Raw genomic sequence first — 21,947 nt, 5'->3', positions numbered from 1 at the left:
GATGACGGCTGGTCCCAAGCACTTCCTCGACATCGCCGCGCTGGAGCCCGGCGAGCTGCGGGCGATCATGAGCGATGCCCTCGCCCGCAAGGCGGCCGGCAGGGCCGGACCACGCCCCCTGGAGGGACGGGTTCTCGCGATGATCTTCGAGAAGCCCTCGACGCGCACCCGCGTCTCCTTCGACGTCGCCATGCGCCAGCTCGGCGGCGAGACGCTGTTCCTCTCCGGCACCGAGATGCAGCTCGGCCGCAGCGAGACGATCGCGGATACGGCGCGCGTCCTGTCGCGCTTCGTCGATGCGATCATGATCCGCACCACGGCGCATAGCCGCCTCAGCGAGCTCGCCGAATATGCCACCGTGCCGGTGATCAACGGGCTGACCGACGAGACGCATCCCTGCCAGATCATGGCCGATCTCCTCACCTTCGAGGAGAAGCGCGGACCACTGGCCGGAAAGACCTTCGCCTGGAGCGGCGACGGCAACAACGTGCTGGCCTCGCTGGTCGAGGCATCGGCCCGGTTCGGCTTTGCGCTTCGCATCGCAACGCCCGAAGGCTCCGAGCCGGACATGCGCCACGTCGCCCGGGCTCGCAAGGACGGGGCCTCGATCCTACTTACCGGCGACCCGGTTGAGGCGGTCACCGGCGCCGATTGCGTCGTGACCGACACCTGGGTGTCCATGGGCCGCGAGTCGACCGCGCGCGGCCACAACGTCTTCATGCCGTATCAGGTCAACGAACGCCTGATGCGTCATGCCAAGCCCGAGGCGCTCTTCATGCATTGTCTTCCGGCCCATCGCGGCGAGGAGGTCACCGACGCCGTGATCGACGGTCCGCAGTCCGTCGTCTTCGACGAGGCTGAGAACCGGCTCCACGCCCAGAAATCCATCCTTGCCTGGTGCTTCGGCGAGGTGCCTGCCCATGGCTGATCTGCAGCCGGTCCTCGGCGAGTTCGATTTCGCCGGCGACGATGCGGTGGTGCCGTTCGCGGTGGAGGCGCTGGATGCGCGCGGCCGGGCGGTGCAGCTCGGCACCATGCTCGACCACATTCTCGACCGGCACGCCTATCCAGAGCCGGTCTCGCGGCTACTCGCCGAGATGATCGTGCTGACCGTGCTGCTCGGAACATCGCTGAAGTTCGACGGCAAGTTCATCGCGCAGACGAAGACGAACGGTCCGGTGGACCTCCTCGTCGTTGACTTCGCGACGCCGTCCGCCGTGCGCGCCTATGCCAGGTTCGATGCGGACCGGCTGGCGGAAGCGAGTGCGGCCGGGCGCGTCTCCTCGCAGGATTTGCTGGGCACCGGCGTTATGGCCTTCACGGTCGATCAGGGCGCCCATATGCAGCGCTACCAGGGCATCGTGGAACTCAGCGGCGGGTCGATGGAAGACGTCGCGGAAGCCTATTTCCGCCAATCCGAGCAGATCCCGACGACGGTCAAGCTAGCCGTGGCACGCATTGCGCGCCGCGCCGAGGGCGGCGGCTTCCAGGAGGGCTGGCGCGCCGGCGGGATGATCGCGCAGTTCCTCCCCGATGCACCGGAACGCATGCGCCTGCCGGACCTTCCGGGCGGCGATGCACCGGCGCATCTGGGCGAGGGATTGGCGCTGGAGCCGGACGATGCCTGGCTGGAGGTGCGTGCGCTGGTCGACACCGTCGAACCCTCCGAACTTGCCGACCCGGATGTCGGTGTGGAGCGGCTGCTCTTTCGCCTGTTCCATGAGCGCGGCGTGCGCGTCTTCCCCGCGAACCGCGTGGAGGACGACTGCTCCTGCTCACGCGACAAGATCAAGGAGGTGCTGTCGAGCTTCTCCGCCGAGGAGATCGCCGACAGCATCGAGGATGGCCGTATCGCCGTGACCTGCGAATTCTGCAGCGAACATTACGAGTTCGATCCCGCCGAATTCGCCAAGAGCTGACGCGACCACCCGCCGCAAGCTTTGCTAAGGACCTTGCGGCTAGAACCTTCAGCAGCCAGAACCAGCTCTACTGGATTGGGCGAAGGGCCGCGCGCGGCTCTCCGCTCCGCCTGATCGGCTGCGGACAAGCGCGGTAGCACCGGAGACTGCCAACGATGACAAGCACTTCATCGGGCCGATCGCTTCTGTCGAAGGCCAGTCGCCTGCTGTCGGTCGCGCTTTGTGTGGCGCTCGCTGCCTGCCAGTCGACGGAGCTGACCTCCGCCGGCCTCTCCTCGAGCACCCGTCCTTATCCGCCGCTCGTGGGCCAGCCGGAGGTGAGGGCGCCCGCGACCTACGTGGTCGATGCAACGAACGGCGCGACGCTGTTTGCCGAGAATGCCGACGCACTGCGCTACCCAGCGTCGCTGACCAAGATGATGACGCTCTATCTGCTCTTCGAGGCGATCGCGAGCGGCCGCGCCTCGCTCGACGGCGACCTCTTGATCTCCGAGAACGCGGCATCCAAGCCGCCTTCGAAGCTCGGTGCCAAGGCCGGCACGCGGCTGCGGGTGCGCGATGCCATCCAGGCCGTTGCGGTGCGCTCCGCCAACGATGTCGCGACAGCGATTGCGGAAAACCTCGGCGGCTCGGAACAGGCCTTCGCCGTGCGGATGACCGCCAAGGCACGCCAGCTCGGCATGATGCGCACGCAGTTCGTCAATCCGTCGGGTCTGCCGGATCCGCGCCAGATCTCCACCGCCCACGACATGGCGATCCTCGCCCGGGCGCTGCGCAGCCGCTTTCCGCAGTTCCTGCCGTTCTTCAGCGTCACGTCGTTCCAGTATGGCGGCCGCACCTTCAAGGCCACCAACAAGCTGCTCGGCAGGGTCGAAGGCGTCGACGGCATGAAGACCGGCTATATCCGCGATTCCGGCTTCCACCTCGTGGCCTCGGCGCGCCGTGGCGGACGCAGCATCATCGTCGTGGTGATGGGCGGGGTCACCGGCCGGGCACGCGATGCCTATGCGACGCAGCTGATCGACCGCTATCTCGGCGGCACCGTGACAGCCGCATCACCAATGGCGGCGCCGCTACTGCCAGGCGACGAGACCGAGACCTTCTGAAGCCGGTGGTGCGGCCGGCAGACCGTCTTGCTTCGTCTCAGACGGCCGCCCTGTCGCCGCTGAGTTGATAAGGGCGACGCCGGCTGCCACTCAGTTGAGGACGCGCTGGCGCGCCGGCACGTCGAGCGAAAAGGCCGGGATTTCGACGGTGAAGGTGCTGCCATCCGGCTTCTGCATCCGGTAGTGCCCGCGCATGATGCCGGAGGACGTCCGCAGCGGGCAGCCCGATGTGTAGGTGAAGCTGTCGCCGGGTGACAGGATCGGCTGCTCGCCGACGACGCCGGCACCCTCAACCTCTTCGACATGGCCCTGCGCATCGGTGATCTGCCAGTAGCGCGAGCGCAACTGCACGGTATCGCGGCTGCCATTGTCGATCTCGACAGTGTAGGCCCAGACCCAGCGCCCGTCCTCCGGCTGCGACTGCTCTTCCAGAAAGGACGGGGTGACCGTCACTGTGATGTTGCGCGTCGTCGCCTTGTACATGGGTCCTGGTCCGGCTCAGCGCGGGGTTGGCCCTGTTATCGCGGCAGATGATGCGGCGGTCAACGCGCGGCAGGGAAGGCGGCTTATATGCTGGACGGTGTTCTGAAACGGCGGATCGATCCTGCGCTGGCGGCGCTCGCCTCGACATTGGACCGCCGGAGAATTTCAGCCAATGCCGTCACCGCCGGCGGGTTGGCGCTCGGGCTCGCCGCCGCGGGGTCGATCGCATCCGGCTGGCTGCTGGCCGGCCTGGTGCTCATTCTTCTCTCGCGCCTCGCCGACGGGCTCGACGGTGCGCTGGCACGGCGCCGTGGGCCGACCGACCTCGGCGGCTATCTCGACATCGTCTTCGACTACATCTTCTACGGCGCGATCCCGCTTGCCTTCGCCGTGCTTGATCCCGACCGCAACGCCTTGCCGGCAGCGATGCTCTTGACGAGCTTCTATGCCAACTGCGCGAGCTTCCTTGCCTTCGCTGTCATGGCCGAGAAACGCCGATTGAGCGCTTCGCCGCGCGGGCCGAAATCCTTCTACTTCACCACCGGGCTCGCCGAAGGGAGCGAGACGCTTCTCGTCTTTGTGCTCGCCTGCCTGTTCCCGGCGCATTTTCCGGTGCTCGCCGCAGTCTTCACCGCGATGTGCGTCTGGACCTGCGCGGCCCGGATCGCACTGGCGATCCGGACCTTCGGCTGAACGCCCGTTCTTCTTGCGGTCAGACCGCGGCGAGCGCCCGCTCGATGTCCTCGATCAGGTCGTCGCAGTCCTCCAGCCCGGTCGACAGGCGCAGCAGCCCCGCATCGATGCCGAGACGCGCCCGCGCTTCCTCGGTGAGGTTCTTGTGCGTTGTCGTCGCGGGGTGGGTGATGAGGCTCTTGGCATCGCCAAGATTGTTGGAGATCTTGACGATCTCCAGCGCATTGGAGAAGCGGAAGGCCGCTTCCTTGCCACCCTTGACCTCGAAGGCGACCAACGTCGAGCCGCCCTGCATCTGTTTGGCGATGATGGCAGCATCCGGATGGTCCGGCCGGCCGGGATAGATCACCCGGGCGATCTTGTTCGAGCCGGCCAGGTGATCGGCGATGCGGCCGGCGCTTTCCATCTGCGCCTTCACCCGGATCGGCAGCGTCTCCAGGCCCTTCAGCAGCGTCCAGGCATTGAAGGGCGACAGCGACGGGCCGGTGTGGCGGAAGAAGTCGTGCAGGTTCTCCGCGATCCACTCCTCCGAGGAGAGGACGATGCCGCCGAGACAGCGGCCCTGGCCATCAATGTGCTTGGTGGCGGAATAGACGACGACGTCGGCGCCGAGCGCCAGCGGTCGCTGCAGCATCGGCGTCGCGAACACGTTGTCGACGACGAGGATCGCACCGGCGGCGTGGGCGATCTCAGCCACCGCCGCGACGTCGATCACCTCGAGCGTCGGATTGGTCGGTGTCTCCATGAAGAAGAGCTTGGTCTCCGGGCGCACCGCCGCGCGCCACTGGTCGAGATCGCGACCGTCGACGAGCGTTGCGGTCACGCCGGCGCGGGCGAGCACCGTCTCGATGATGTAGAGGCAGGAGCCGAACAGCGCGCGCGCCGCAACCACGTGGTCGCCGGCCTTGACCGCGCATTGCAGCACGCAGGCGACGGCGGCCATGCCGGAGGCGGTGGCCCTGGCATCGCCGGCGCCTTCCAGCGCCATCATTCGCTCCTCGAACATGCGGGTCGTCGGATTGGCGTAGCGCGAATAGATGAAGCCGGGCTCCTCGCCCTTGAAGCGCGCTTCGGCCGCCTCTGCCGTGTCGTAGACGAACCCTTGCGTCAGGAAGAGCGCCTCGGACGTCTCGCCGAACTGCGAGCGCATCGTGCCGCCGTGAACCATGGTGGTGGCGGGACGCAGCGCGCGGCCATCTGAGTTCGGCTTCGTCATGATATCGGTCTCCAACCATGCGGACTGCCGGCCGCGGCGTCGCGCCAGAGGCCGGTCCACGGACGATCCGCTGCTGGAACGGCCCTTTAGCGACTTGTTTAACGTGGCTGCAAGCCGGCCGGCCAAATCACCACGATCCCGGTTGCTTAGACCCCAGGTGGACTCAGGTCAATCTTCTGCAAGAGCCTTTCAGGGCCAAGTGGAACCCGTTCTGTTTCTCCGCTGGCGAGGCGATCCGGCAGGAGAGACGCGCCGGTCGATGGGCGTCCATCGGCCAAGCGGCTGGACGAACCGGGCGCCCGCCAGCGGGAAACCCTTTAGGGCCGGGTGAATTCGGGCCAATTCCATCGGGCTCCGGCTCGGCCGTAGCCCCGCTACGACCTTCACCGAACCCCTCGACCCTGATCCCGAATTCCCGCCGGCAGAACGCTTCCACTTGACCCTGAAAGGCTCTAAAGCCTCTCCCAGTTTGTGTAGGGCGTGCTGAATATGACGGGTGGCATACTGCCGGATCGCGAGATTGCGAGCCTGTTCCAGTCTGGCGCGATTGTCGCGCCGCGGCCCCTCGATCCCGATCAGATCCAGCCGGCTAGCCTCGACCTGAGGCTGGGACCCAAGGCCTTCCGTGTCCGCGCCAGCTTCCTGCCGGGTCCGGGCCGATCGGTGCGGCAGCAACTGGCGCGCTTCTCACTGCATGAAATCGACCTGTCCGTCGGCTCGGTGCTGGAAACGGGCTGCGTCTACATCGTTCCCCTGATCGAGACGCTGCGGCTGCCGGCCGATGTGCGGGCCGCCGCCAACCCGAAGTCCTCCACCGGACGCCTCGACATCTTCACCCGCGTCATCACCGACGGCGGCCGTGAATTCGACAAGGTGGCGGCAGGCTATGACGGCCCGCTCTTCCTGGAGATCAGCCCGCGAACCTTCCCGATCGTGGTGCGCGAGGGTTCCCGGCTCAGCCAGATCCGCTTCCGCACCGGCGAGGCGCAGCTCTCCGGCGCCGAGCTCGGCGAACTGCACGAGCGCGAGAACCTTGTCAGCAGTGGCGAGGCGGATATCTCCGGCGGCGGCATCGCGCTTTCGATCGATCTCAGCGGGGATGCCAGCGGCCTTGTCGGCTATCGCGGCAAGCGCCACACCGGTGTCGTCGACGTCGACAAGCGCGGCGCTCAGCGTGTGGCGGACTTCTGGGAGCCGATCCATCGCGCCGGCGAGGGCGAACTGGTGCTCGATCCTGACGAATTCTACATCCTCGTTTCGAAGGAAGCCGTGCATGTGCCGCCGGCCTTCGCAGCGGAGATGACGCCCTTCGACCCGCTGGTTGGGGAGTTCCGCGTCCACTACGCCGGCTTCTTCGATCCTGGCTTCGGCCATTCGCCGGCCGGCGGTCGCGGCAGCCGCGCGGTCTTGGAAGTGCGCAGCCACGAGGTGCCGTTCATCCTGGAGGACGGACAGATCGTCGGGCGTCTCGTCTATGAGCGGATGGCGAGCCTGCCCGACCGGCTCTATGGCTCGGCGCTCAACTCCAACTATCAGGCGCAGGGGCTGAAGCTCTCCAAGCACTTCGCCTGAGAGGCCGAGGCGATATCTGTCGTCGATCACGACAGGCGAGCGCGCCTCGTCGCAGGACGCGATCTCAAAACCGCCATCGCAGTCCCGTCCGTTCGGGCTCCTCGCAACGATGAAGAGCCGTATGGATGAAATTGCATCTCCTCCTGAGCCTGCCCTGTGTTCTGATGCTCGGCGCCTGCGTGGCGTCCGAGCCCGCCCCGGCGCCTGCGCCAGAAGCCGCCACCGAGCAGCGTCCGATGGACGAGGTACCGGTGCAGAAGAGGCTGGCAAATGGCGACAGGCAGTACGGCTTCGCCAATGGATGCATCATCGTCCTTCCGCCGAAGCGCGCTGTCGTGAAGTCCGAAGGCGCAGCCTGCAAGCTTCATCACCGCGATATCGCGCTGCTTTACGCGTCCGGCGATTAATCTAGGCAAGCCGCTGTCGGGGCGGTGGCAGGGACGGACACACGGCCGGCGGCGTCCGTCACGCGTCTGAGACGCGCTCCATGAGGCCTGGGCCATCAGCATTTCGTGTCCGGCAAGAACGGCCTGCCCGCCGTGCATCTTGCGCTGAGACGCCTTGTTCTGTAGGGGTTTTACCGAGCGCGGGTGTAGTTCAGCGGTAGAACGCCAGCTTCCCAAGCTGGATGTCGTGGGTTCGATCCCCATCGCCCGCTCCAGCCTTTTCCTTGGCCCACGGCATCTCGGCACGCGACTGGTTCGCGCCAAAGCGGGCAGCGCACGATCCTCCGCACGCTGCCAGCTCCGCCTGTGTCCACAGGAGCGGCTCGCCGCCTCAGAAGCCTTCGAGCACGATCTTGCCTCTGGCCCGGCCGCTCTCCAGGAGCGCATGAGCCTGCTTCAGGTTGGCCGCGTTGATCGGTGCCAGCCGTTCCGTCACCGTCGTGCGGATCCGGCCGGCGTCGACGAGCCTTGCCACCTCGTTCAGGATGCGGCCCTGCTCGGCCATGTCGGCCGTCTCGAAAATGGCGCGGGTGAACATCAGCTCCCAATGGATCGAGACGGCCTTGCGCTTGAAGGGACGGATATCGAGCGCATCCGGATCGTCGATCAGGCCGAAGCGGCCCTGCGGCGCGATCAGCTCGACGATCTCGGTCAGGTGCCGTTGCGTTTCGGTGGTCGAGAACACGAAGGCAGGCGCGCCGAGCCCGAGGCTTGCCACCTGCGCCGCCAGCGGCTGCGAGTGGTCGAGGACGTGATGGGCGCCGAGCTCGGTCACCCAGGCCTTCGTTTCCGGCCGCGAGGCCGTGGCGATGACGGTGAGGTCGGTCAGCGCGCGCGCGAGCTGGATGGCGATGGAGCCGACGCCGCCGGCGCCGCCGACGATCAGGATCGCCTTTGCCGCGCCCGGCACTGGCTTTTCCACGCCGAGCCGGTCGAACAGCATCTCCCAGGCGGTGAGGGCGGTCAGCGGCAGCGCCGCCGCCTCGGCATCCGACAGTGATGCGGGCTTGTGCCCGACGATGCGCTCGTCGACGAGATGAAACTCGCTGTTGGCGCCGGCCCGCGTGATCGAGCCTGCATAGAACACCTTATCGCCCGCCTTGAAGCCGGTGACAGCCTCGCCGACTTGGACTACCCGGCCGACGGCGTCCCAGCCGAGCACCTTCCAGTCGCCGTCTGGCGGTGTGGCGCTGCGCCGGACCTTCGTGTCGACCGGGTTCACCGAGATGGCGTCGACCTGAACGAGGAGATCGCGCCCGGCGGGCACCGGGCGGGGCAGCTCGATATCGGCCAGCGCGTCGGCGCGCTCGATGGCGCCGGGTGTCCTGTAGCCGATAGCCTTCATGGGGTTCGCTCCTGTAACGTTGATAGAGGCGCAAACTGCCTCTATCGTCGCCCGGCGGCAATACGCACAAATTCAGCCAGTAGTATCAAGAGGGATACCACCATGGCCAAGGCCCGTTTTTCACGCTTCGACTGCAGCCCGGGCTGCTCGGTGGAAGCCGCTGTCGGGCTGATCGACGGCAAGTGGAAGTCGGTGATCCTGTTCCATCTTCTGTCGGGCACGCTGCGCTTCGGCGAGATCAAGCGGCAAGTGGCGAGTGTGACGCCGCGCATGCTGACCAACCAGCTGCGCGAGCTGGAGGCGGACGGGCTGGTCGAGCGCCGCGTCTATGCGCAGGTGCCGCCAAAGGTGGAGTACAGCCTGTCACCGCTCGGCCGCAGCATGGAGCCGATCCTGCTGGCGCTGAAAGCCTGGGGCGACGCCAATCTCGGCCTCTACGGCAAGCCACTTTCGGGCGAGCCGGCGGAGCCTACCGGTGCAGCGGCATCCACCGTCATGGCCGCAGGCGCGGAAAAGGCGGACCTCGTTTCCGCCTGAACACCTCGGGCCACAGCGTCGGTCGCCTGACGGAGGGACGGGAAGAGGCGTGCCGCAGCCGGCGTGGTCACGCCGATGCAGCGGTCGTCGGGTTGCTCCCTCAGGCCGTCAGTGCCAGCGGCTCCCCCGGAGCGATGAAGGGCAGTTCGTCCGCTGGCTGCGGCCGGGCATAGAGGTAGCCCTGCAGCTCCTGGCAGCCTGTTCCCCGAAGATGATCGGCCTGCTCGGCCGTTTCGACGCCCTCGGCCGTGATCGACATGCCGAGCCCCTGGGCGATGTCGCGGATCGCGCGCACGATGAGCTGCGTGTCCTGCCGCACGGCGAGATCATTGACGAACGACTTGTCGATCTTGATCTTGTCGAAGGGGAAGCTGCGGAGATAGCTGAGCGAGGAGTAGCCCGTCCCGAAGTCGTCCAGCGCGACGCGCACCCCAAGCGCGCGGATCTGGCGGAGCAGGTCGAGCGCTGCGGTGGCGTCGTCGATCAGCACCGCTTCCGTGACCTCGATCTCCAACCGCGAGGGGAGGAGGCCGGTCTCCGCCAGTGCCGACAGGATCGTCCGTGGCAAGCGGCCGCGTCCGAACTGCAGGGCCGAGACATTGACGGATACGCGCAGGTCCGATGGCCATGTCGCGGCCTCGCGGCAGGCTTCGCGTAGCACCCAGTCGCCGATCTCGACGATCAGTCCGCTCTCCTCCGCCAGCGTGATGAACTCGCCAGGCTGGATGAGACCACGCTCGGGGTGCTGCCAGCGCAGCAGGGCTTCGCAGCCCGTCACAGTCTCCGACTGGGAGTCAACGAACGGCTGATAGTGCAGGACGAATTCGTTTCGCGCGATCGCCAGTCGCAGATCCTGGATGATGCGGCGGCGATCCTGTAGCTTTCCGTCCATCTCGGCCGAGAAGAAGCGGAACAGGCCCCGGCCATCGGCTTTCGCCCGGTAGAGCGCCGCGTCGACATTCTTGAGAAGCATCTCCGCGGTATTGCCGTCCTGCGGCCCCAGGGCGATGCCGATGCTGACGCCGATGGACGCTTCGATACCGTCGATGTGGAACGGCGCCTTCAACGTCTCAATGATGCAGGTTGCGAGCGTCTCGATGGCGGCAATGCTCGTGGCACCGTAATGCAGCACGATGAACTCGTCGCCGCCGAAACGCGCCGCATGGTCCGCGGCGCACAGGCACGAGCGCAGTCGCTGCGAAACCTCGACCAGGAGGAGATCGCCGATCGGATGTCCGTGCCGGTCATTCACGGCCTTGAAACCGTCGAGGTCGAGGCTGAGGAGCGCCAGTTGCGACGCAGATTGCGGCTCCAGGGCCTGGCTCAGCAGGCGCGAGAACAGCATCCGGTTGGGAAGGTCCGTCAGCGCATCGTGATGGGCAAGGTGCTCGAGGCGCAGCTCGGCGCGTTTGGCGGTCGAGACGTCCGAACAGACACCGCGATAGCCGAGGAAGCGCCCGGCTTCGTCATAGGTCGGCCGGCCGGAGAACGACCACCAGCACCTCTCTCCGTCGATCTTGAACGCGATGACGAGGTCGCGGAATGTCCGGCGTTGCTCGGCCTGCTCGCGAATGGCGCGTCGCATCTGCGCATTGTCGGCGGAGCTCTCGTCCACGCAGAGCGCTCCGAACGCAATCCCTTCGATCTCGGAATGCGGCCGGCCAAGAGCCTCCACGAAGCGGTCGGAGACGTTCCTGTAGTGCAGCTCTCCGTCGGTCTCCCACAGCCAGTCGCTGGCCTGCTCTTCGTAGTCCTTGAGAAGCACGCCGATGACGTCGCTCTGACGCTCCATGGCGATCTGCTGGAGCTGCGCGGCGACAAAGGTGTGGGATGTACGCACGGCGCTCCGCAGCGCCGTTCCGCCGCCGACGATGAAGAGGAACGCCAGGAACAGGTGATAGGGGGTCATGCCATCGACGAGGATGCCGCAGATGGTGATCGCGACAGTCAGCGTGATGTAGACGGCCGCGGCTCTGGAGATGGCCGAAAGCACAAGCCCACCGGCCCAGAGGAGGCCGGTGATGAAGCAGACGACAATGGCATAGGCGACGCCCGACGTTTGCGTCAGCAGCCAGGCGGGAACGCTGGTGAAGAACACCGCCATGACGCCGGCCTGGATGATGCTGCGCCGGATGGCTCGCGTGGAGGCTGTCATGGGAACAGCCTGCCGTACCCGCAGAGCCGCCGTCAGACGCCAGCCCGACATTATGGCGATCAGCACGAACCAGCCGATCAGCACGCCGGGGCCATGATCCAGCAGCAGCGCAACGAGCGCCGCGGAGCAACCGATATTCGCGGTCATCGTCGCCGGAACGACATCATCCACCGCCTGCAGCTGGCGAAGCCTTATTCTGCCAGCGGTGAGATCGTCGGTATTCATCAAGGGGGCGCCACAAGCCGGGGTCGACGGCAGAAGATCATCCAACCTCTAAGGAACATGTGAATCGCACCGAACAACTTCGTGTGAGCTGCTGCCGAAGCGGGCGTCTGCATCGATCAACAGGCGCCGAGGTGGCCAGGTGCCCTCAGGCGGCGGACCACGCGTGCCGCGTCGGACAACCGGCATCACGTGGCCGAGCGCCCGCGCGCCACCGGCAACGCTGGCCACGCCGCTACGCGCCCATATATGCCCGCGCCCGAGTGACGAGCGCCTGCCATGTTCGAAGCCTATGCCCAGACCAACGAAGCCGCGAGCGAGGCGCAGGCCGTCGACAAGCTGGCAGCGACGGCGCCTGATACGGTGGATCAGGCCGTGCGCATCGATTCCGGCTTCATCCTGTCAAAGATCGAAGCCTGGGTGGTCGGCTTCCAGCGCCTGCTGCCGAACATCATCGTTGCGGTGATCCTGTTCGCGATCGCCTTTGCTATCGCCTGGCTTGTGGAGCGCAGCTTCAGCCGATGGGCGGAAAAGCACGACCGCTCCAATCTTGGTGCGGTACTGGGATCATTCCTGAAATGGCTGATCCTGCTGTTCGGCCTGCTGCTCGCCCTGACCATCGTCATCCCGTCACTTAATCCAGGGGACCTTCTCGCCGGGCTCGGCATCGGTTCGGTGGCGATCGGATTCGCCTTCAAGGACATTCTGCAGAACTGGCTGGCCGGCCTGCTCATCCTGATCCAGCAGCCGTTCCGCGTCGGCGACCAGATCGTGGTCAACGGCTATGAGGGGACTGTCGAATGGATCGAGACGCGGGCGACGATCATCGCAACCTATGACGGCCGGCGTGCGATCATTCCCAACGCCGACGTCTATTCCAATGCCGTGACGGTCAACACAGCCCGCCCGACGCGCCGGTCGCAATATGACGTCGGCATCGGCTATGGCGACAGCATCCAGCGGGCACGCGAGGTGATCCTCGCGGCCGTTGCGGCTACGGAGGGGATCGAGAACAGTCCCAAGGCCGAGGTGCTGGTGTGGGACCTGTCGGACTCGGCCATCACGCTGCGGGTGCGCTGGTGGACCCATTCCAAGCGCACCGACGTGGTGCATGTTCAGGCCGCGCTGCTGGAAGCGATCAAGCACGGGCTCGACGAGGCCGGCATCGACATGCCGTTCCCCACGCGGATGGTGCTGCTGCACGATCAGACGGATGAATTCGACGGCGTGCGCGGCCGCCAGCGCGAGGGTTGGCCGGCCAGGCCGGGCGAGACGCAGCCCCGGCCGGCGCGCACGGTTGAAACCGAATACGATCGGAGTGCCAAGACAGAGGCTGACTAGAGTCTGACGCCGGGCGTCACTGTGCCGCCTCAAGGAAGGCGCGCATGTGGAACGCCATCTGCTCGGAGCCGTACGCGGCGTCTTGCCCGAAGGGGCACGCCAGGCGTGCCCTGCAGCCGCCGCTGCGGCAGCCCTCGCCCTCAGGCCCGCGCGCATAGGCGCGGCAGCGCCCGACGTCATAGCCCGCACCTGTGAACGCCCCCACCGGGCAGGCGGTCAGACATGGCCGGCCGCGGCAGCTCTCACATGGGCTCGGCAACGGCGGGCATGGTGGCAGATCGACCGCGTGACCGAGGGCGAGAGCACCGCGATAGGCGTGCCAGAGACCAAAGCGTGGGTGAATCAGCAGGCCCAGCGGCGACGGGTGTAAAGGTTCGGACCGCTTCGCCCATTGCTGGAAGGGCAGGTGTGGCGGCCCGCCGAACGGGAAGTAGGCCGCAGCGCCGATCGCTTCGGCGATTGACGTGAGTACACGCTGCGACCATCGGTCGAGCGCGTCGGAGTGTCCGTCGTCGAATTCGGGCGAGGTCGTGAAGACGCGCCACAGGTCGGGGCCTGCATTTCCGACGAGCAGCAGTGTCGCCGGCGCTGAGCCGTCCGGCATCGGCGGTAGAGCTTCTTCTGCGTCGGGCCGAAAACCGCCGCGCAGGCATAGACCGAACGCAGCCAGCCGAGCTGCGATCGGCTCATAGCTCTCCGCCTTCCCGGTCTCGTCCGCCATGGCCGCGATGTTACGCGGCCTCGGTCAGCCGCGCCATCGAGACGATACCGACAGGCTAGGGATGATAGACTTCAATGACAGCATGGCCGGGGACGAATGCCCGGCCATGCTGAATGGGATCCGCCGCAGCCTTCGAGCCGCGATTGAAGGCAGGCAGCCGTGGATCAGCTGCCGCTCGAAAGGCGCTTGGCCTCCTGCAAGGCAGCCTGGCAAGCGGCTTCGTCGCCGGACGAGAGCGCGGTGCGAGCCTTGTCGAGCGCGGCCATCACCTCGGGCTTCTGCGCGGCTGCCGCGGTCATCTGCCCGGATTGCTGAGCCTGTGCGTCCTGGCTGGATGTCGCCACATTGACGTCACCGCCGCCCTCGGCATTGGCAAGCGGCATCGTGGAGCCATCCTTGCTGACGGCGCCGCCGGAGGTCGTGCCCCCTTCGGTCGTCGTGCCGCCCGAAGCACTGGCGGTCGCCGTTCCGGCGCCTGAGCCAGCCGTCGTGCCGGAGGCCGTGCCTGTCCCGGCAGTGTTACCGGCCGTCGCGCCCGCAGTCTCCTGTAGCGGCGCCGTCGATCCATCCTTGGAGACGCTGCTGCTGGTTGCGATTTGCTGGCCGCTGGCGTCGGTCTTGGTCTCTTTGCCGGACGCGTCATACTGCGTCGTCGTGCCGCCGCTGGCGGCCGCGCCGCCCGCATCCGTGGAGGATGTGGTGGTCGTGTCAGCAGACATCGCCTGAAGATCGGCGTTGCAGTCGGCAAGCGCCGGTGCTGCGCTGATGGAGAGGAACGCACTGCCTGCGAGGAGAATGGAAGATCGTTTCATCCCGACTATCCTTTTATCCTTGTTTGGCACCCGTAACGAAACCCGTTCCGCGAACACCGGTTCCAAGCAAAACGACAGTTTTCTGCACCGCCGCTCTTCATGCCCGCTGCTGCAGGGCAGTTGCAGGATGTCCGCCATCTGACAATCGTTACATTATTCATCGAATCCCTGAACTCTCCGGCGGCTTCGCTCGTTGAGGTACTGGATGGGAGGATTAGTGATGTTGGATGGACGCACGATTGATGACGATGCCGCCGTGCGGGATCGCGCTTATGAAATCTGGGAGCGTGAAGGCCGGCCGAGCGGACGCGAACATGAGCATTGGGCGGAGGCTGCGCGGGATATAGAGCGGCAGTTCCGCCAGATTCAGGACGGCGAGAGCGCGCCCCGTGATCCAGAGCGGCTGGATGGCGCCGAGGCGACTGATGCCAAGAAGATCCGCCATGACGGTCCCTGATCGTGCGGATGCGGAAGGCGGTATGATGAGTGACATTGCGCCGGGCCGCGGCGTCGGCGGACAGACATCGATCGGGCCAACAGCCGGGAAGGCTGACAGTTCCGCAAGCGTTGCCGGTCTCGAGATCGATCATGGTCTGCCACCGGAGCGGGCGTCGATTTCGACGCAGCGCGGGCACGCTCCAACACATCTGGAGGATGGGGCATCCTTGCAGCCCACTGATGCACGACGGCTGCGACCTCATGATGGTCCGCGATCGGGTGATCGGCTTGCCGACGAAGGTGCGCAGGCGCAAGCCGCCAGCGCATAAGCGCGAGAGCCGATCGGCAGGTCATCAGCAATCGGACCAGTCGTGCCGCATATCCGGGCCGCGGTATGGCCTGCTCTGCGTCCGTCCCCTGCGGCGTTGGCGTGGCGAGCTATCGGCCCAGTCATCCCAATGCCGGCCGCGCCTCCAGGGAATGGCCGGCGTCCAGCGGCGCCAGGTCCTGCGAGCCGGCATCGTGCCGGCGCGCTGCCGATGCGGCGTCGCCGCCATGTGGCGTCTTCTCCCAACGATGCGGCGCATGAAGGAGCTGCAGCGCCGCCCTGAAGGCGGCGAAGCTGAGCAGCAGCCAATAGGGATAAAGCCCGAGCAGGCGCAACCCGAGGCCGGTCCGTTCTCGCGGCTTCAGGACAGTCCTGATGAGCATCGCTGTTGCTGCATAGCCAAGGACGACATTGACAAGGTCGAGGACCAGCAGCGCGGTCATCAGAAGGTTCGGCGCGCCCTCCGTCGCCATCGTCCAGATCGTCCAGCCGGACAGGCCGAGGAAGAACGGGTGTGCCATGCTCGACGCGATCATCCCGAAAAACAGCAGCTGAAACGTGACGAAGGCCTTGGCTCCAAGCTCCTGCCACAGGCGGACGGGTTGGCGCATGTGAACGCAGTAGGTCTGCATCCAGCCCTTCATCCAGCGCGTGCGCTGATTGCGCCAGATGCGCCACCGATGCGGCGCTTCCTCATAAGTGGGCGCGGTGATCGTGCCGCAGCGATAGCCGCGCCGGTAGAGCCGCATGCCGAGATCGGCATCCTCGGTGACATTGTGGGAGTCCCAGCCGCCCACCGCGACGAGCGCGGCTCGGCGGAAGTGGTTCGACGTGCCGCCGAGCGGCATCGGCAGCGCCTGGTCGGCGAGGAGCGGCAGCAGCCCACGGAACAGCGCCGCGTACTCCAGCGCGAACATGTCCGAGAGCCAGCTCTTCCCGGCATTGTGGATGGTGAGCGGCGCCTGCAGACAGGCAAGGCGCTCGTCGGACTGCTGAAAGCGCGCATGCGCCTCCCGCAACTGGGTTGGGTGCGGTATGTCCTCCGCGTCATAGAGAACGAGGAGTTCGCCGCGCGTCAGCGGCAGCGCGTAATTCAACGCTTTCGGCTTGGTACGCGGTTCCGACGGCGGAACGGCGACGACCTCGAACTGCGCTCGCCCGGCGATCGCGTGACGCACAGCTCGGATCGTGCCTGCGTCGTCCGCCTCGCAGACAAGCTTGATCTCGATCCTCGACACCGGCCATTCGAGAAGGGAGAGCGCGGCAACCAGTGTCGGCACGACACTCTCCTCGCGATGCAACGCAACCACCACAGAATAGAACGGCAGCTTTTCGCTGCTGCCGGCGTCAGTGGTGATCGGGACGGCGGGACGACGCTTCAGGTGCAGTCGCGCCAGCAGGCGCAGCATCGTCGTGCCGAAGAACAGGATCGACGCCGCGACGTGGAGGAACAGGCCGGCGGCGACCGAGCCGGACAGGAGCGCCACCGCGAGGATGGTGCCTCCGCAGCCGAGAACGAGACCTTGAGTGCCGGTCAAAGTGCTGCGTGCAGACGCGAGCGGCTCGTCTGCCGAAAGGCTGAGACGGGCCGATTGCGCACGGTCGACGCGGCTGCGGGCGCCGAGCGCCGCCGAGATCTCCCGGGCGGTCGCAACGAAGGTCTGGCCGCGCAGGTTCGGATGGCGGTCGAGCAGCTCGGCTGCCGCATCCAGCGTTTCCAGCAGCGGATCGACGAAGATCCGCGTCACGAGCCCTGCGTCGCAGGTTTTCACCAGCCGGACCGGTCCAGATGGAACATCGCCGATGACAGTGTCCTCAGGCAGGATCGCGCCGCGTGGAAGGCCGAGGCTCGCCGCCATCGCCGCCGCCAGGCGCCCGCGCGAGACGATGCCGGCTGCAACGAGCTCGCTGGCGGCGTCGGTTCCAAGCCGCCGAGCCCGATCGCGTGCTGCGGCGTAGATCCAGGGCTCGACGGAGGCGAGACGCAGCGCGGTATCGACGGCCGAGACCAGACGGACGATCTGCCCCGGTGATGCCTTGGAATCGCCTTTGCTTTCGTTTCCTGAACGATCATAAGAACGGCCGATCCGTTCGACGGGAAAGTCGTCGAGAAGCGTGGGCAACAGAACGGCGCCTCGTAAGACGATCGCTGATGATGCAACTGCGGATGAGGCTTTCAGGCAATGGCATCTTCCGCGGGAATCCCTCGGCAGGAAACGAACCTATGGTAGTCAGAATCCCGCTCTGGTTGATCCTGGTCGTCGGGGCGTTCATCGGTGCGCTCGGCGCTTCGGCTGCCGCGGCGGCCGATCAGGCCGGCGGGATCAACTTCTGGGACCAGCACCAGCGCATGGCACGCCCGACGCTCGGAGAGCGCCAGCGGGTGCGGTTCCTGACGACGACGGATTTCCCGCCCTTCAATTTTCTGGACTCACGCGGGAAGCTCGGCGGCTTCAATGTCGACCTCGCTCGGCTGCTGTGCGAGGAGCTCGGCGTCCTGGAGCGCTGCCAGATCGAAGCCGTTCCCTTTGCCGAGCTGGCGTCGAGATTGGAGCGCGGCGACGCCGAAGCGATCATCGCCGGCCTTTCCGTGACTGCGGCCAACCGGTCGAAATTCGGCTTCACTGGGTCGTATTTCCGCTTTCCCGCACGTTTCGTCATGCGCCGAGACCGGCCGCTTCCCGATGATGCACTAGCCGAGATGCGGGGCAGGGCCGTAGGTGTCGTCGAGGGCAGTGCGCATGCCGCGATGCTCGCGGCCTTCTTCCCGGCCGCGAAGGTGGTCCCGTTCAAGGACCAGGGGCAGGCGCTGGATGCCTTGAAGTCCGGGACCGTGGAGACCGTCTTCGGCGACGGCGTCGGCCTGTCCTTCTGGCTGGAGAGCGACGCGGCCGCGAGCTGTTGTGCCTTCGCCGGCGGTCCGTATCTCTCCGACCGCTTCCTCGGCGAAGGGCTCGCCATCGCAGTCGGGCGGAGTGATGCCGAACTCGTCCGCGCGCTTGACTATGCGCTTGGTCAGATCGTCGCAAAGCACCGCTTCTCGGAGCTGATGCTGCGCTATTTCCCCGTCAGCCCGTTCTGAGCCTGCAAGGAGTCGCGGCGTGCGCGCGGCACCCTGGAGCCGGTCGGCCGCGATCGTCTGCGGCCGGCAGTCGTGTTGACGGGGCGGCATGACCCCCATAGACGGTGGGGCCGTGCCGCCGCTGCATGGCCGGGTTTTGCCTGCGTTGCCGCTGCCGCACGTCCAGCCAAACGAGGAATGACATGCCCGCATCGCCTGCGCAGCCTTTGATCGTCGATGCGGCCCTCCAGGAGGAAGCGGCGCGATCGGGCGCCTGGCCGTTCGAGGAGGCGCGCAAGCTCGTCGCGCGTTTTGCGGCAGCGGGGACGCCGCAGGAGGTTCTCTTCGAGACCGGCTATGGCCCGTCCGGCCTGCCGCACATCGGAACCTTTGGCGAGGTGGCGCGAACCTCGATGGTGCGCCATGCCTTCCGAGTGCTCACCGGCGACACGGTGCGAACGCGCCTTCTGTGCTTCTCCGACGACATGGATGGTTTGCGCAAGGTGCCGGACAACGTGCCGAACCGCGACATGATGGCGAGCCATCTCGGCAAGCCACTGAGCCGCGTGCCCGACCCGTTCTCCAACGAATATCCGTCCTTCGGCGCCGCCAACAATGCAAGGCTGCGGGCCTTCCTCGACCGTTTCGGCTTCGACTACGAATTCGCCTCGGCCACCGACTACTACGTCTCGGGACGCTTCGACGAAACGCTGCTGAAGATGCTGGCGGTCTATGATGAGGTGATGGACATCATCCTGCCGACCCTCGGCCCTGATCGTCGCGCCACCTATTCGCCTTTCCTGCCCGTCTCGCCCCGCACCGGCATCGTGCTGCAGGTGCCGATGGTGGAGCGTGACCCTCAGCGCGGACTGATCGCCTATATTGACCCGGATACCGGCGAGCGGGTCGAGACCAGCGTGACGGGCGGCGCCGTCAAGTGCCAGTGGAAGGCCGACTGGGCGCTCCGCTGGACCGCACTTGGCGTGCATTACGAGATGGCGGGCAAGGATCTCATCGATTCCGTCACGCTGTCGTCGAAGATCTGCCGGGCGCTCGGTGCGATGCCGCCGGAGGGCTTCAACTACGAGCTCTTCCTCGATGATCGCGGTCAGAAGATCTCCAAGTCGAAGGGCAACGGCCTCACCATCGACGAGTGGCTGACCTATGCCTCGCCGGAGAGCCTGGCCTTCTACATGTTCGGCAAGCCGCGGGCGGCCAAGAAGCTGCATTTCGACGTCATTCCGAAGGCCGTCGACGACTACTACAGCTTCATCGCGGCCTATGGCCGGCAGGAACTGGCGCAGCAGCTGCAGAACCCGGTCTGGCACATCCACGGCGGCAAGCCGCCGCAGACGGCGATCGCAGTGCCTTTTGCGATGCTCTTGAACCTCGTCTCGGCATCGAATGCCGCGAATGCGCAGACCCTCTGGGGTTTCATCACCCGCTACGCGCCGGCCGTGACGCCGGCGAGCGACCCGGAACTCGACCGGCTTGTTGGTTATGCGCTGCGCTATTTCGAGGATTTCGTGCGGCCGGCCAAGCGCTTCCGCGCGCCCGACGATGTTGAGAGGGCAGCGCTCGAAGATCTGGAGGCGCGCCTCGCATCGCTGCCTGAGGATGCCGATGGCGATACGGTGCAGAATGCCGTTCTCGATGTCGCCCGGCCGATCGAGCGCTACCAGGACCTGAAGAAGAAGGGACCTGATGGCGGACCAGGAGTCTCCGGCGAGTGGTTCCAGGCGCTGTATCAGATCCTTATCGGGCAGGAGCGCGGCCCGCGCTTCGGCTCCTTTGTCGCGCTCTACGGGATCGGCGCGACGCGTGCGCTGATCCGGGACGCGCTGGACGGACGTCTCAGCTAATCTTCATGTTGGCATGGCAGCATGCTGCACACCGTCGACGCAGACCTGCCTGGACCTGCCTGAGAGTCACGGGTGGCGCCGGGTGGCTCAATGAATACATACGAAAGATTGTATATTAGCCAATAGTCAACTCCCCGCGGGTATTGTGGCAGCAATCTGTCGGGACGTCTGCTGTCTTGTGCGACACGCGCTCCGATAGTGGTGTTGCGTTAGCAGGGGGCTGCAATGGCAGACGTGAAGGTCCGTCGACCGCTTTGGATCCGCATAGCATTGTACGGCTTTGCCGCCGTCTTGTTCGCGAGTGCCGCTATCGGTGCTCAGGCCTGGTACCGCCAAAGCGGTATGATCGACCAGTCGCTGCAGACTGAGCTGAAAAGCGATCTCGCCGTGATCACGGCCGATATCGATGCGCAGAAGCGGGCTGCCTCTGCGCTCGCCCTCGCCGTTGCCGGCGAGCCTGAAATGCCCGACCTGATCCTCACCGGCAACCGCGACGAACTCATCCGGCGCTACAGCCAAAGCCTGCCGGCGATCAAGGAGAAGGGCGACCTCCAGCTCATGACCTTCGCCGATGCAAAGGGTACGGCGGTTGCGCGCATGCATACGCCGGAGAAATTCGGTGACGACATGACCCAGCGGCGTAAGACGATCGTCAGCACGCTGCGCGACGGCAACCTGTCCGCCGGCATCGAGCCTGGCCGGACCGCTCTCAGCGTCTTTGCCACCGCTCCCGTCCGTAAGGACGGCGTTATCGTCGGCGTTGCTGATGTCGGCACCATGCTGACCGAAGATTACTTCTCGCGGCTCGCGGGCAGCATCAACGCCAATATCGGCATCCACATCAAGACCGCCGACGGCTTCGAGACGCAGTCGACGACGTCCAAGACCGGCAACTTCCTCACGCCTGAGGAGCTGCAGAGCGTCTTTGACGGCAAGACCTTCGACGGCGCTGTCGATGCCGATGACAAGCACTACGCCGTGACCGGCATGCCGCTGGTCGACTTCTCCGGCACCAAGGTCGGCGTTCTCGAGCTTGCCTCCGACGTCACGGAGATGACTGCGGCGGGTCAGAGAGCTCTGGCGGAGATGGTGATCGGCGCGCTCGTCGTGTCGCTTCTGTCGCTGGTCGGCTTCCTTGTCTTCGCGCGGGCCCTGGCCGGAGCGCTCCGCCAGATCACCACGACGATGAACCGTCTGGCCGCTGGCGACCTGACGATCGAAGTTGCCGGCAAGGATCGCCCCGATGAGATCGGCGCGATGGGCAAGGCCGTCGAGGTCTTCAAGGACGCGGCCATCGAGCGTGAGCGCCTGCAGGCGGAAGCCGCAGCCCGCGAAGCGGAAAAGGAAGAGCAGCGCCGGCGGCAGGAGATCGAAGGCCAGGAATACGTCAAGGCGCATCACTTCTTCATGAGCGAGATGACGAACGGCTTCGAGCGCGTCTCCAACGGCGATCTGACAGCGCGGCTCGATAAGCCGTTCTCCAGCGACTATGAAGGTGTCCGCGGCCTGTTCAACTCGTCCATCGGCAAGCTGGAGGACACGGTCGGCTCGGTGGTGAACTCGATCGGCGCCATCCGCACCGGTCTTGCCGAGATCACGGTCGCCTCAAACGACCTCGCCCAGCGCACCGAGCAGCAGGCCGCAAGCCTGGAAGAGACGGTGGCGGCCCTGTCCGAAGTCACCAGCGCGG

General features: G+C 66.1%; 19 protein-coding genes, 1 tRNA gene and 1 riboswitch. Of the genes, 13 read left to right on the top strand and 7 right to left on the bottom strand.

What is annotated here, in order from left to right:
• Position 1 precedes the first annotated feature (1 nt).
• From argF to C0R46_RS18380, 3 genes are all read left to right on the top strand, one after another.
• Positions 2-928 (top strand): ornithine carbamoyltransferase, encoded by a 927-nt coding sequence (gene argF / locus C0R46_RS18390; protein WP_102961133.1) that lies wholly within the window; start codon positions 2-4, stop codon positions 926-928.
• Positions 921-1,919, top strand: coding sequence for an Hsp33 family molecular chaperone (locus C0R46_RS18385; protein WP_102961132.1), 999 nt, complete (start codon positions 921-923; stop codon positions 1,917-1,919). Before argF ends, C0R46_RS18385 begins: the two co-directional genes overlap by 8 nt.
• Positions 1,920-2,074: 155 nt before the next feature.
• Entirely contained in the window at positions 2,075-3,025 is a 951-nt protein-coding gene (locus tag C0R46_RS18380; RefSeq protein ID WP_102961131.1) for a D-alanyl-D-alanine carboxypeptidase family protein, read from the top strand.
• Between the two features lie 90 nt (positions 3,026-3,115).
• Here C0R46_RS18380 and apaG read toward each other — a convergent pair whose 3' ends face one another.
• Complete coding sequence (gene apaG, locus C0R46_RS18375) at positions 3,116-3,508, bottom strand: Co2+/Mg2+ efflux protein ApaG (protein WP_102961130.1); 393 nt, start codon at positions 3,506-3,508, stop codon at positions 3,116-3,118.
• A gap of 87 nt (positions 3,509-3,595) precedes the next feature.
• Here apaG and C0R46_RS18370 point away from each other — a divergent pair, with 87 nt between their 5' ends.
• Positions 3,596-4,201 (top strand): CDP-alcohol phosphatidyltransferase family protein, encoded by a 606-nt coding sequence (locus C0R46_RS18370; protein ID WP_102961129.1) that lies wholly within the window; start codon positions 3,596-3,598, stop codon positions 4,199-4,201.
• A 19-nt stretch (positions 4,202-4,220) separates the two neighbouring features.
• Here C0R46_RS18370 and C0R46_RS18365 read toward each other — a convergent pair whose 3' ends face one another.
• Positions 4,221-5,417, bottom strand: a complete 1,197-nt coding sequence (locus C0R46_RS18365; protein WP_102961128.1) for an O-succinylhomoserine sulfhydrylase — start codon at positions 5,415-5,417, stop codon at positions 4,221-4,223.
• Positions 5,418-5,483: 66 nt separating this feature from the next.
• Positions 5,484-5,561: riboswitch (SAM riboswitch) on the bottom strand.
• Positions 5,562-5,906: 345 nt separating this feature from the next.
• On the opposite strand from C0R46_RS18365, the gene C0R46_RS18360 reads away from it, so the two are divergent.
• The 3 genes from C0R46_RS18360 (at position 5,907) to C0R46_RS18350 (ending at position 7,650) form a co-directional block, all read left to right on the top strand.
• Positions 5,907-6,989 carry a 2'-deoxycytidine 5'-triphosphate deaminase gene (locus tag C0R46_RS18360; RefSeq protein WP_102961127.1) on the top strand — a complete coding sequence of 361 codons (1,083 nt, stop codon included), beginning with the start codon at positions 5,907-5,909 and terminating at the stop codon, positions 6,987-6,989.
• Positions 6,990-7,114: 125 nt separating this feature from the next.
• Positions 7,115-7,396, top strand: coding sequence for a hypothetical protein (locus C0R46_RS18355; protein WP_102961126.1), 282 nt, complete (start codon positions 7,115-7,117; stop codon positions 7,394-7,396).
• Positions 7,397-7,575: 179 nt separating this feature from the next.
• Positions 7,576-7,650, top strand: a tRNA-Gly gene (locus C0R46_RS18350).
• A gap of 116 nt (positions 7,651-7,766) precedes the next feature.
• Here C0R46_RS18350 and C0R46_RS18345 read toward each other — a convergent pair.
• Complete coding sequence (locus tag C0R46_RS18345; RefSeq protein ID WP_102961125.1) at positions 7,767-8,780, bottom strand: zinc-binding alcohol dehydrogenase family protein; 1,014 nt, start codon at positions 8,778-8,780, stop codon at positions 7,767-7,769.
• A gap of 102 nt (positions 8,781-8,882) precedes the next feature.
• Between C0R46_RS18345 and C0R46_RS18340 the strand changes: the two genes are divergently transcribed.
• Positions 8,883-9,317: a winged helix-turn-helix transcriptional regulator gene (locus tag C0R46_RS18340; protein ID WP_198598398.1), complete on the top strand. Its 435-nt coding sequence runs from the start codon at positions 8,883-8,885 to the stop codon at positions 9,315-9,317.
• Between the two features lie 100 nt (positions 9,318-9,417).
• On the opposite strand, the gene C0R46_RS18335 is transcribed toward C0R46_RS18340, so the two are convergent.
• Positions 9,418-11,697: a putative bifunctional diguanylate cyclase/phosphodiesterase gene (locus C0R46_RS18335; protein ID WP_245413671.1), complete on the bottom strand. Its 2,280-nt coding sequence runs from the start codon at positions 11,695-11,697 to the stop codon at positions 9,418-9,420.
• A gap of 276 nt (positions 11,698-11,973) precedes the next feature.
• On the opposite strand from C0R46_RS18335, the gene C0R46_RS18330 reads away from it, so the two are divergent.
• Positions 11,974-13,035 carry a mechanosensitive ion channel family protein gene (locus tag C0R46_RS18330; protein WP_102961124.1) on the top strand — a complete coding sequence of 354 codons (1,062 nt, stop codon included), beginning with the start codon at positions 11,974-11,976 and terminating at the stop codon, positions 13,033-13,035.
• Between the two features lie 16 nt (positions 13,036-13,051).
• Here the strand turns inward: C0R46_RS18330 and C0R46_RS18325 are convergent, their stop codons facing one another.
• Both C0R46_RS18325 and C0R46_RS21190 read right to left on the bottom strand, forming a co-directional pair.
• Positions 13,052-13,756, bottom strand: a complete 705-nt coding sequence (locus tag C0R46_RS18325) for a hypothetical protein (protein WP_102961123.1) — start codon at positions 13,754-13,756, stop codon at positions 13,052-13,054.
• A 164-nt stretch (positions 13,757-13,920) separates the two neighbouring features.
• Complete coding sequence (locus tag C0R46_RS21190; RefSeq protein ID WP_245413670.1) at positions 13,921-14,706, bottom strand: hypothetical protein; 786 nt, start codon at positions 14,704-14,706, stop codon at positions 13,921-13,923.
• Between the two features lie 55 nt (positions 14,707-14,761).
• Here C0R46_RS21190 and C0R46_RS18315 point away from each other — a divergent pair, with 55 nt between their 5' ends.
• Positions 14,762-15,025, top strand: coding sequence for a DUF2934 domain-containing protein (locus tag C0R46_RS18315; protein ID WP_245413669.1), 264 nt, complete (start codon positions 14,762-14,764; stop codon positions 15,023-15,025).
• A gap of 431 nt (positions 15,026-15,456) precedes the next feature.
• Here the strand turns inward: C0R46_RS18315 and C0R46_RS18310 are convergent, their stop codons facing one another.
• Complete coding sequence (locus C0R46_RS18310) at positions 15,457-17,457, bottom strand: glycosyltransferase (RefSeq protein WP_102961121.1); 2,001 nt, start codon at positions 17,455-17,457, stop codon at positions 15,457-15,459.
• A 101-nt stretch (positions 17,458-17,558) separates the two neighbouring features.
• Between C0R46_RS18310 and C0R46_RS18305 the strand changes: the two genes are divergently transcribed.
• The 3 genes from C0R46_RS18305 to C0R46_RS18295 all read left to right on the top strand — a co-directional run.
• Positions 17,559-18,416, top strand: a complete 858-nt coding sequence (locus tag C0R46_RS18305; RefSeq protein WP_102961120.1) for a transporter substrate-binding domain-containing protein — start codon at positions 17,559-17,561, stop codon at positions 18,414-18,416.
• 182 nt (positions 18,417-18,598) lie between these two features.
• Complete coding sequence (locus C0R46_RS18300) at positions 18,599-20,257, top strand: lysine--tRNA ligase (RefSeq protein ID WP_102961119.1); 1,659 nt, start codon at positions 18,599-18,601, stop codon at positions 20,255-20,257.
• 225 nt (positions 20,258-20,482) lie between these two features.
• Positions 20,483-21,947 (top strand): methyl-accepting chemotaxis protein (locus C0R46_RS18295; RefSeq protein ID WP_157944687.1); only part of this gene is annotated, 1,465 nt, incomplete at its 3' end.

This window comes from Mangrovicella endophytica (assembly GCF_002893625.1).
Classification (GTDB): domain Bacteria; phylum Pseudomonadota; class Alphaproteobacteria; order Rhizobiales; family Rhizobiaceae; genus Mangrovicella; species Mangrovicella endophytica.
This window is presented reverse-complemented; position numbering and strand designations above follow the sequence as displayed.

Excerpts from the sequence above, each read along its gene's own strand:
- argF (WP_102961133.1), top strand. The coding sequence starts at position 2 with ATGACGGCTGGTCCCAAGCACTTCCTCGACATCGCCGCGCTGGAGCCC.
- C0R46_RS18385 (WP_102961132.1), top strand. The coding sequence starts at position 921 with ATGGCTGATCTGCAGCCGGTCCTCGGCGAGTTCGATTTCGCCGGCGAC.
- C0R46_RS18380 (WP_102961131.1), top strand. The coding sequence starts at position 2,075 with ATGACAAGCACTTCATCGGGCCGATCGCTTCTGTCGAAGGCCAGTCGC.
- apaG (WP_102961130.1), bottom strand. The coding sequence starts at position 3,508 with ATGTACAAGGCGACGACGCGCAACATCACAGTGACGGTCACCCCGTCC.
- C0R46_RS18370 (WP_102961129.1), top strand. The coding sequence starts at position 3,596 with ATGCTGGACGGTGTTCTGAAACGGCGGATCGATCCTGCGCTGGCGGCG.
- C0R46_RS18365 (WP_102961128.1), bottom strand. The coding sequence starts at position 5,417 with ATGACGAAGCCGAACTCAGATGGCCGCGCGCTGCGTCCCGCCACCACC.
- C0R46_RS18360 (WP_102961127.1), top strand. The coding sequence starts at position 5,907 with ATGACGGGTGGCATACTGCCGGATCGCGAGATTGCGAGCCTGTTCCAG.
- C0R46_RS18355 (WP_102961126.1), top strand. The coding sequence starts at position 7,115 with ATGAAATTGCATCTCCTCCTGAGCCTGCCCTGTGTTCTGATGCTCGGC.
- C0R46_RS18345 (WP_102961125.1), bottom strand. The coding sequence starts at position 8,780 with ATGAAGGCTATCGGCTACAGGACACCCGGCGCCATCGAGCGCGCCGAC.
- C0R46_RS18340 (WP_198598398.1), top strand. The coding sequence starts at position 8,883 with ATGGCCAAGGCCCGTTTTTCACGCTTCGACTGCAGCCCGGGCTGCTCG.
- C0R46_RS18335 (WP_245413671.1), bottom strand. The coding sequence starts at position 11,697 with ATGAATACCGACGATCTCACCGCTGGCAGAATAAGGCTTCGCCAGCTG.
- C0R46_RS18330 (WP_102961124.1), top strand. The coding sequence starts at position 11,974 with ATGTTCGAAGCCTATGCCCAGACCAACGAAGCCGCGAGCGAGGCGCAG.
- C0R46_RS18325 (WP_102961123.1), bottom strand. The coding sequence starts at position 13,756 with ATGGCGGACGAGACCGGGAAGGCGGAGAGCTATGAGCCGATCGCAGCT.
- C0R46_RS21190 (WP_245413670.1), bottom strand. The coding sequence starts at position 14,706 with ATGGCGGACATCCTGCAACTGCCCTGCAGCAGCGGGCATGAAGAGCGG.
- C0R46_RS18305 (WP_102961120.1), top strand. The coding sequence starts at position 17,559 with ATGGTAGTCAGAATCCCGCTCTGGTTGATCCTGGTCGTCGGGGCGTTC.
- C0R46_RS18300 (WP_102961119.1), top strand. The coding sequence starts at position 18,599 with ATGCCCGCATCGCCTGCGCAGCCTTTGATCGTCGATGCGGCCCTCCAG.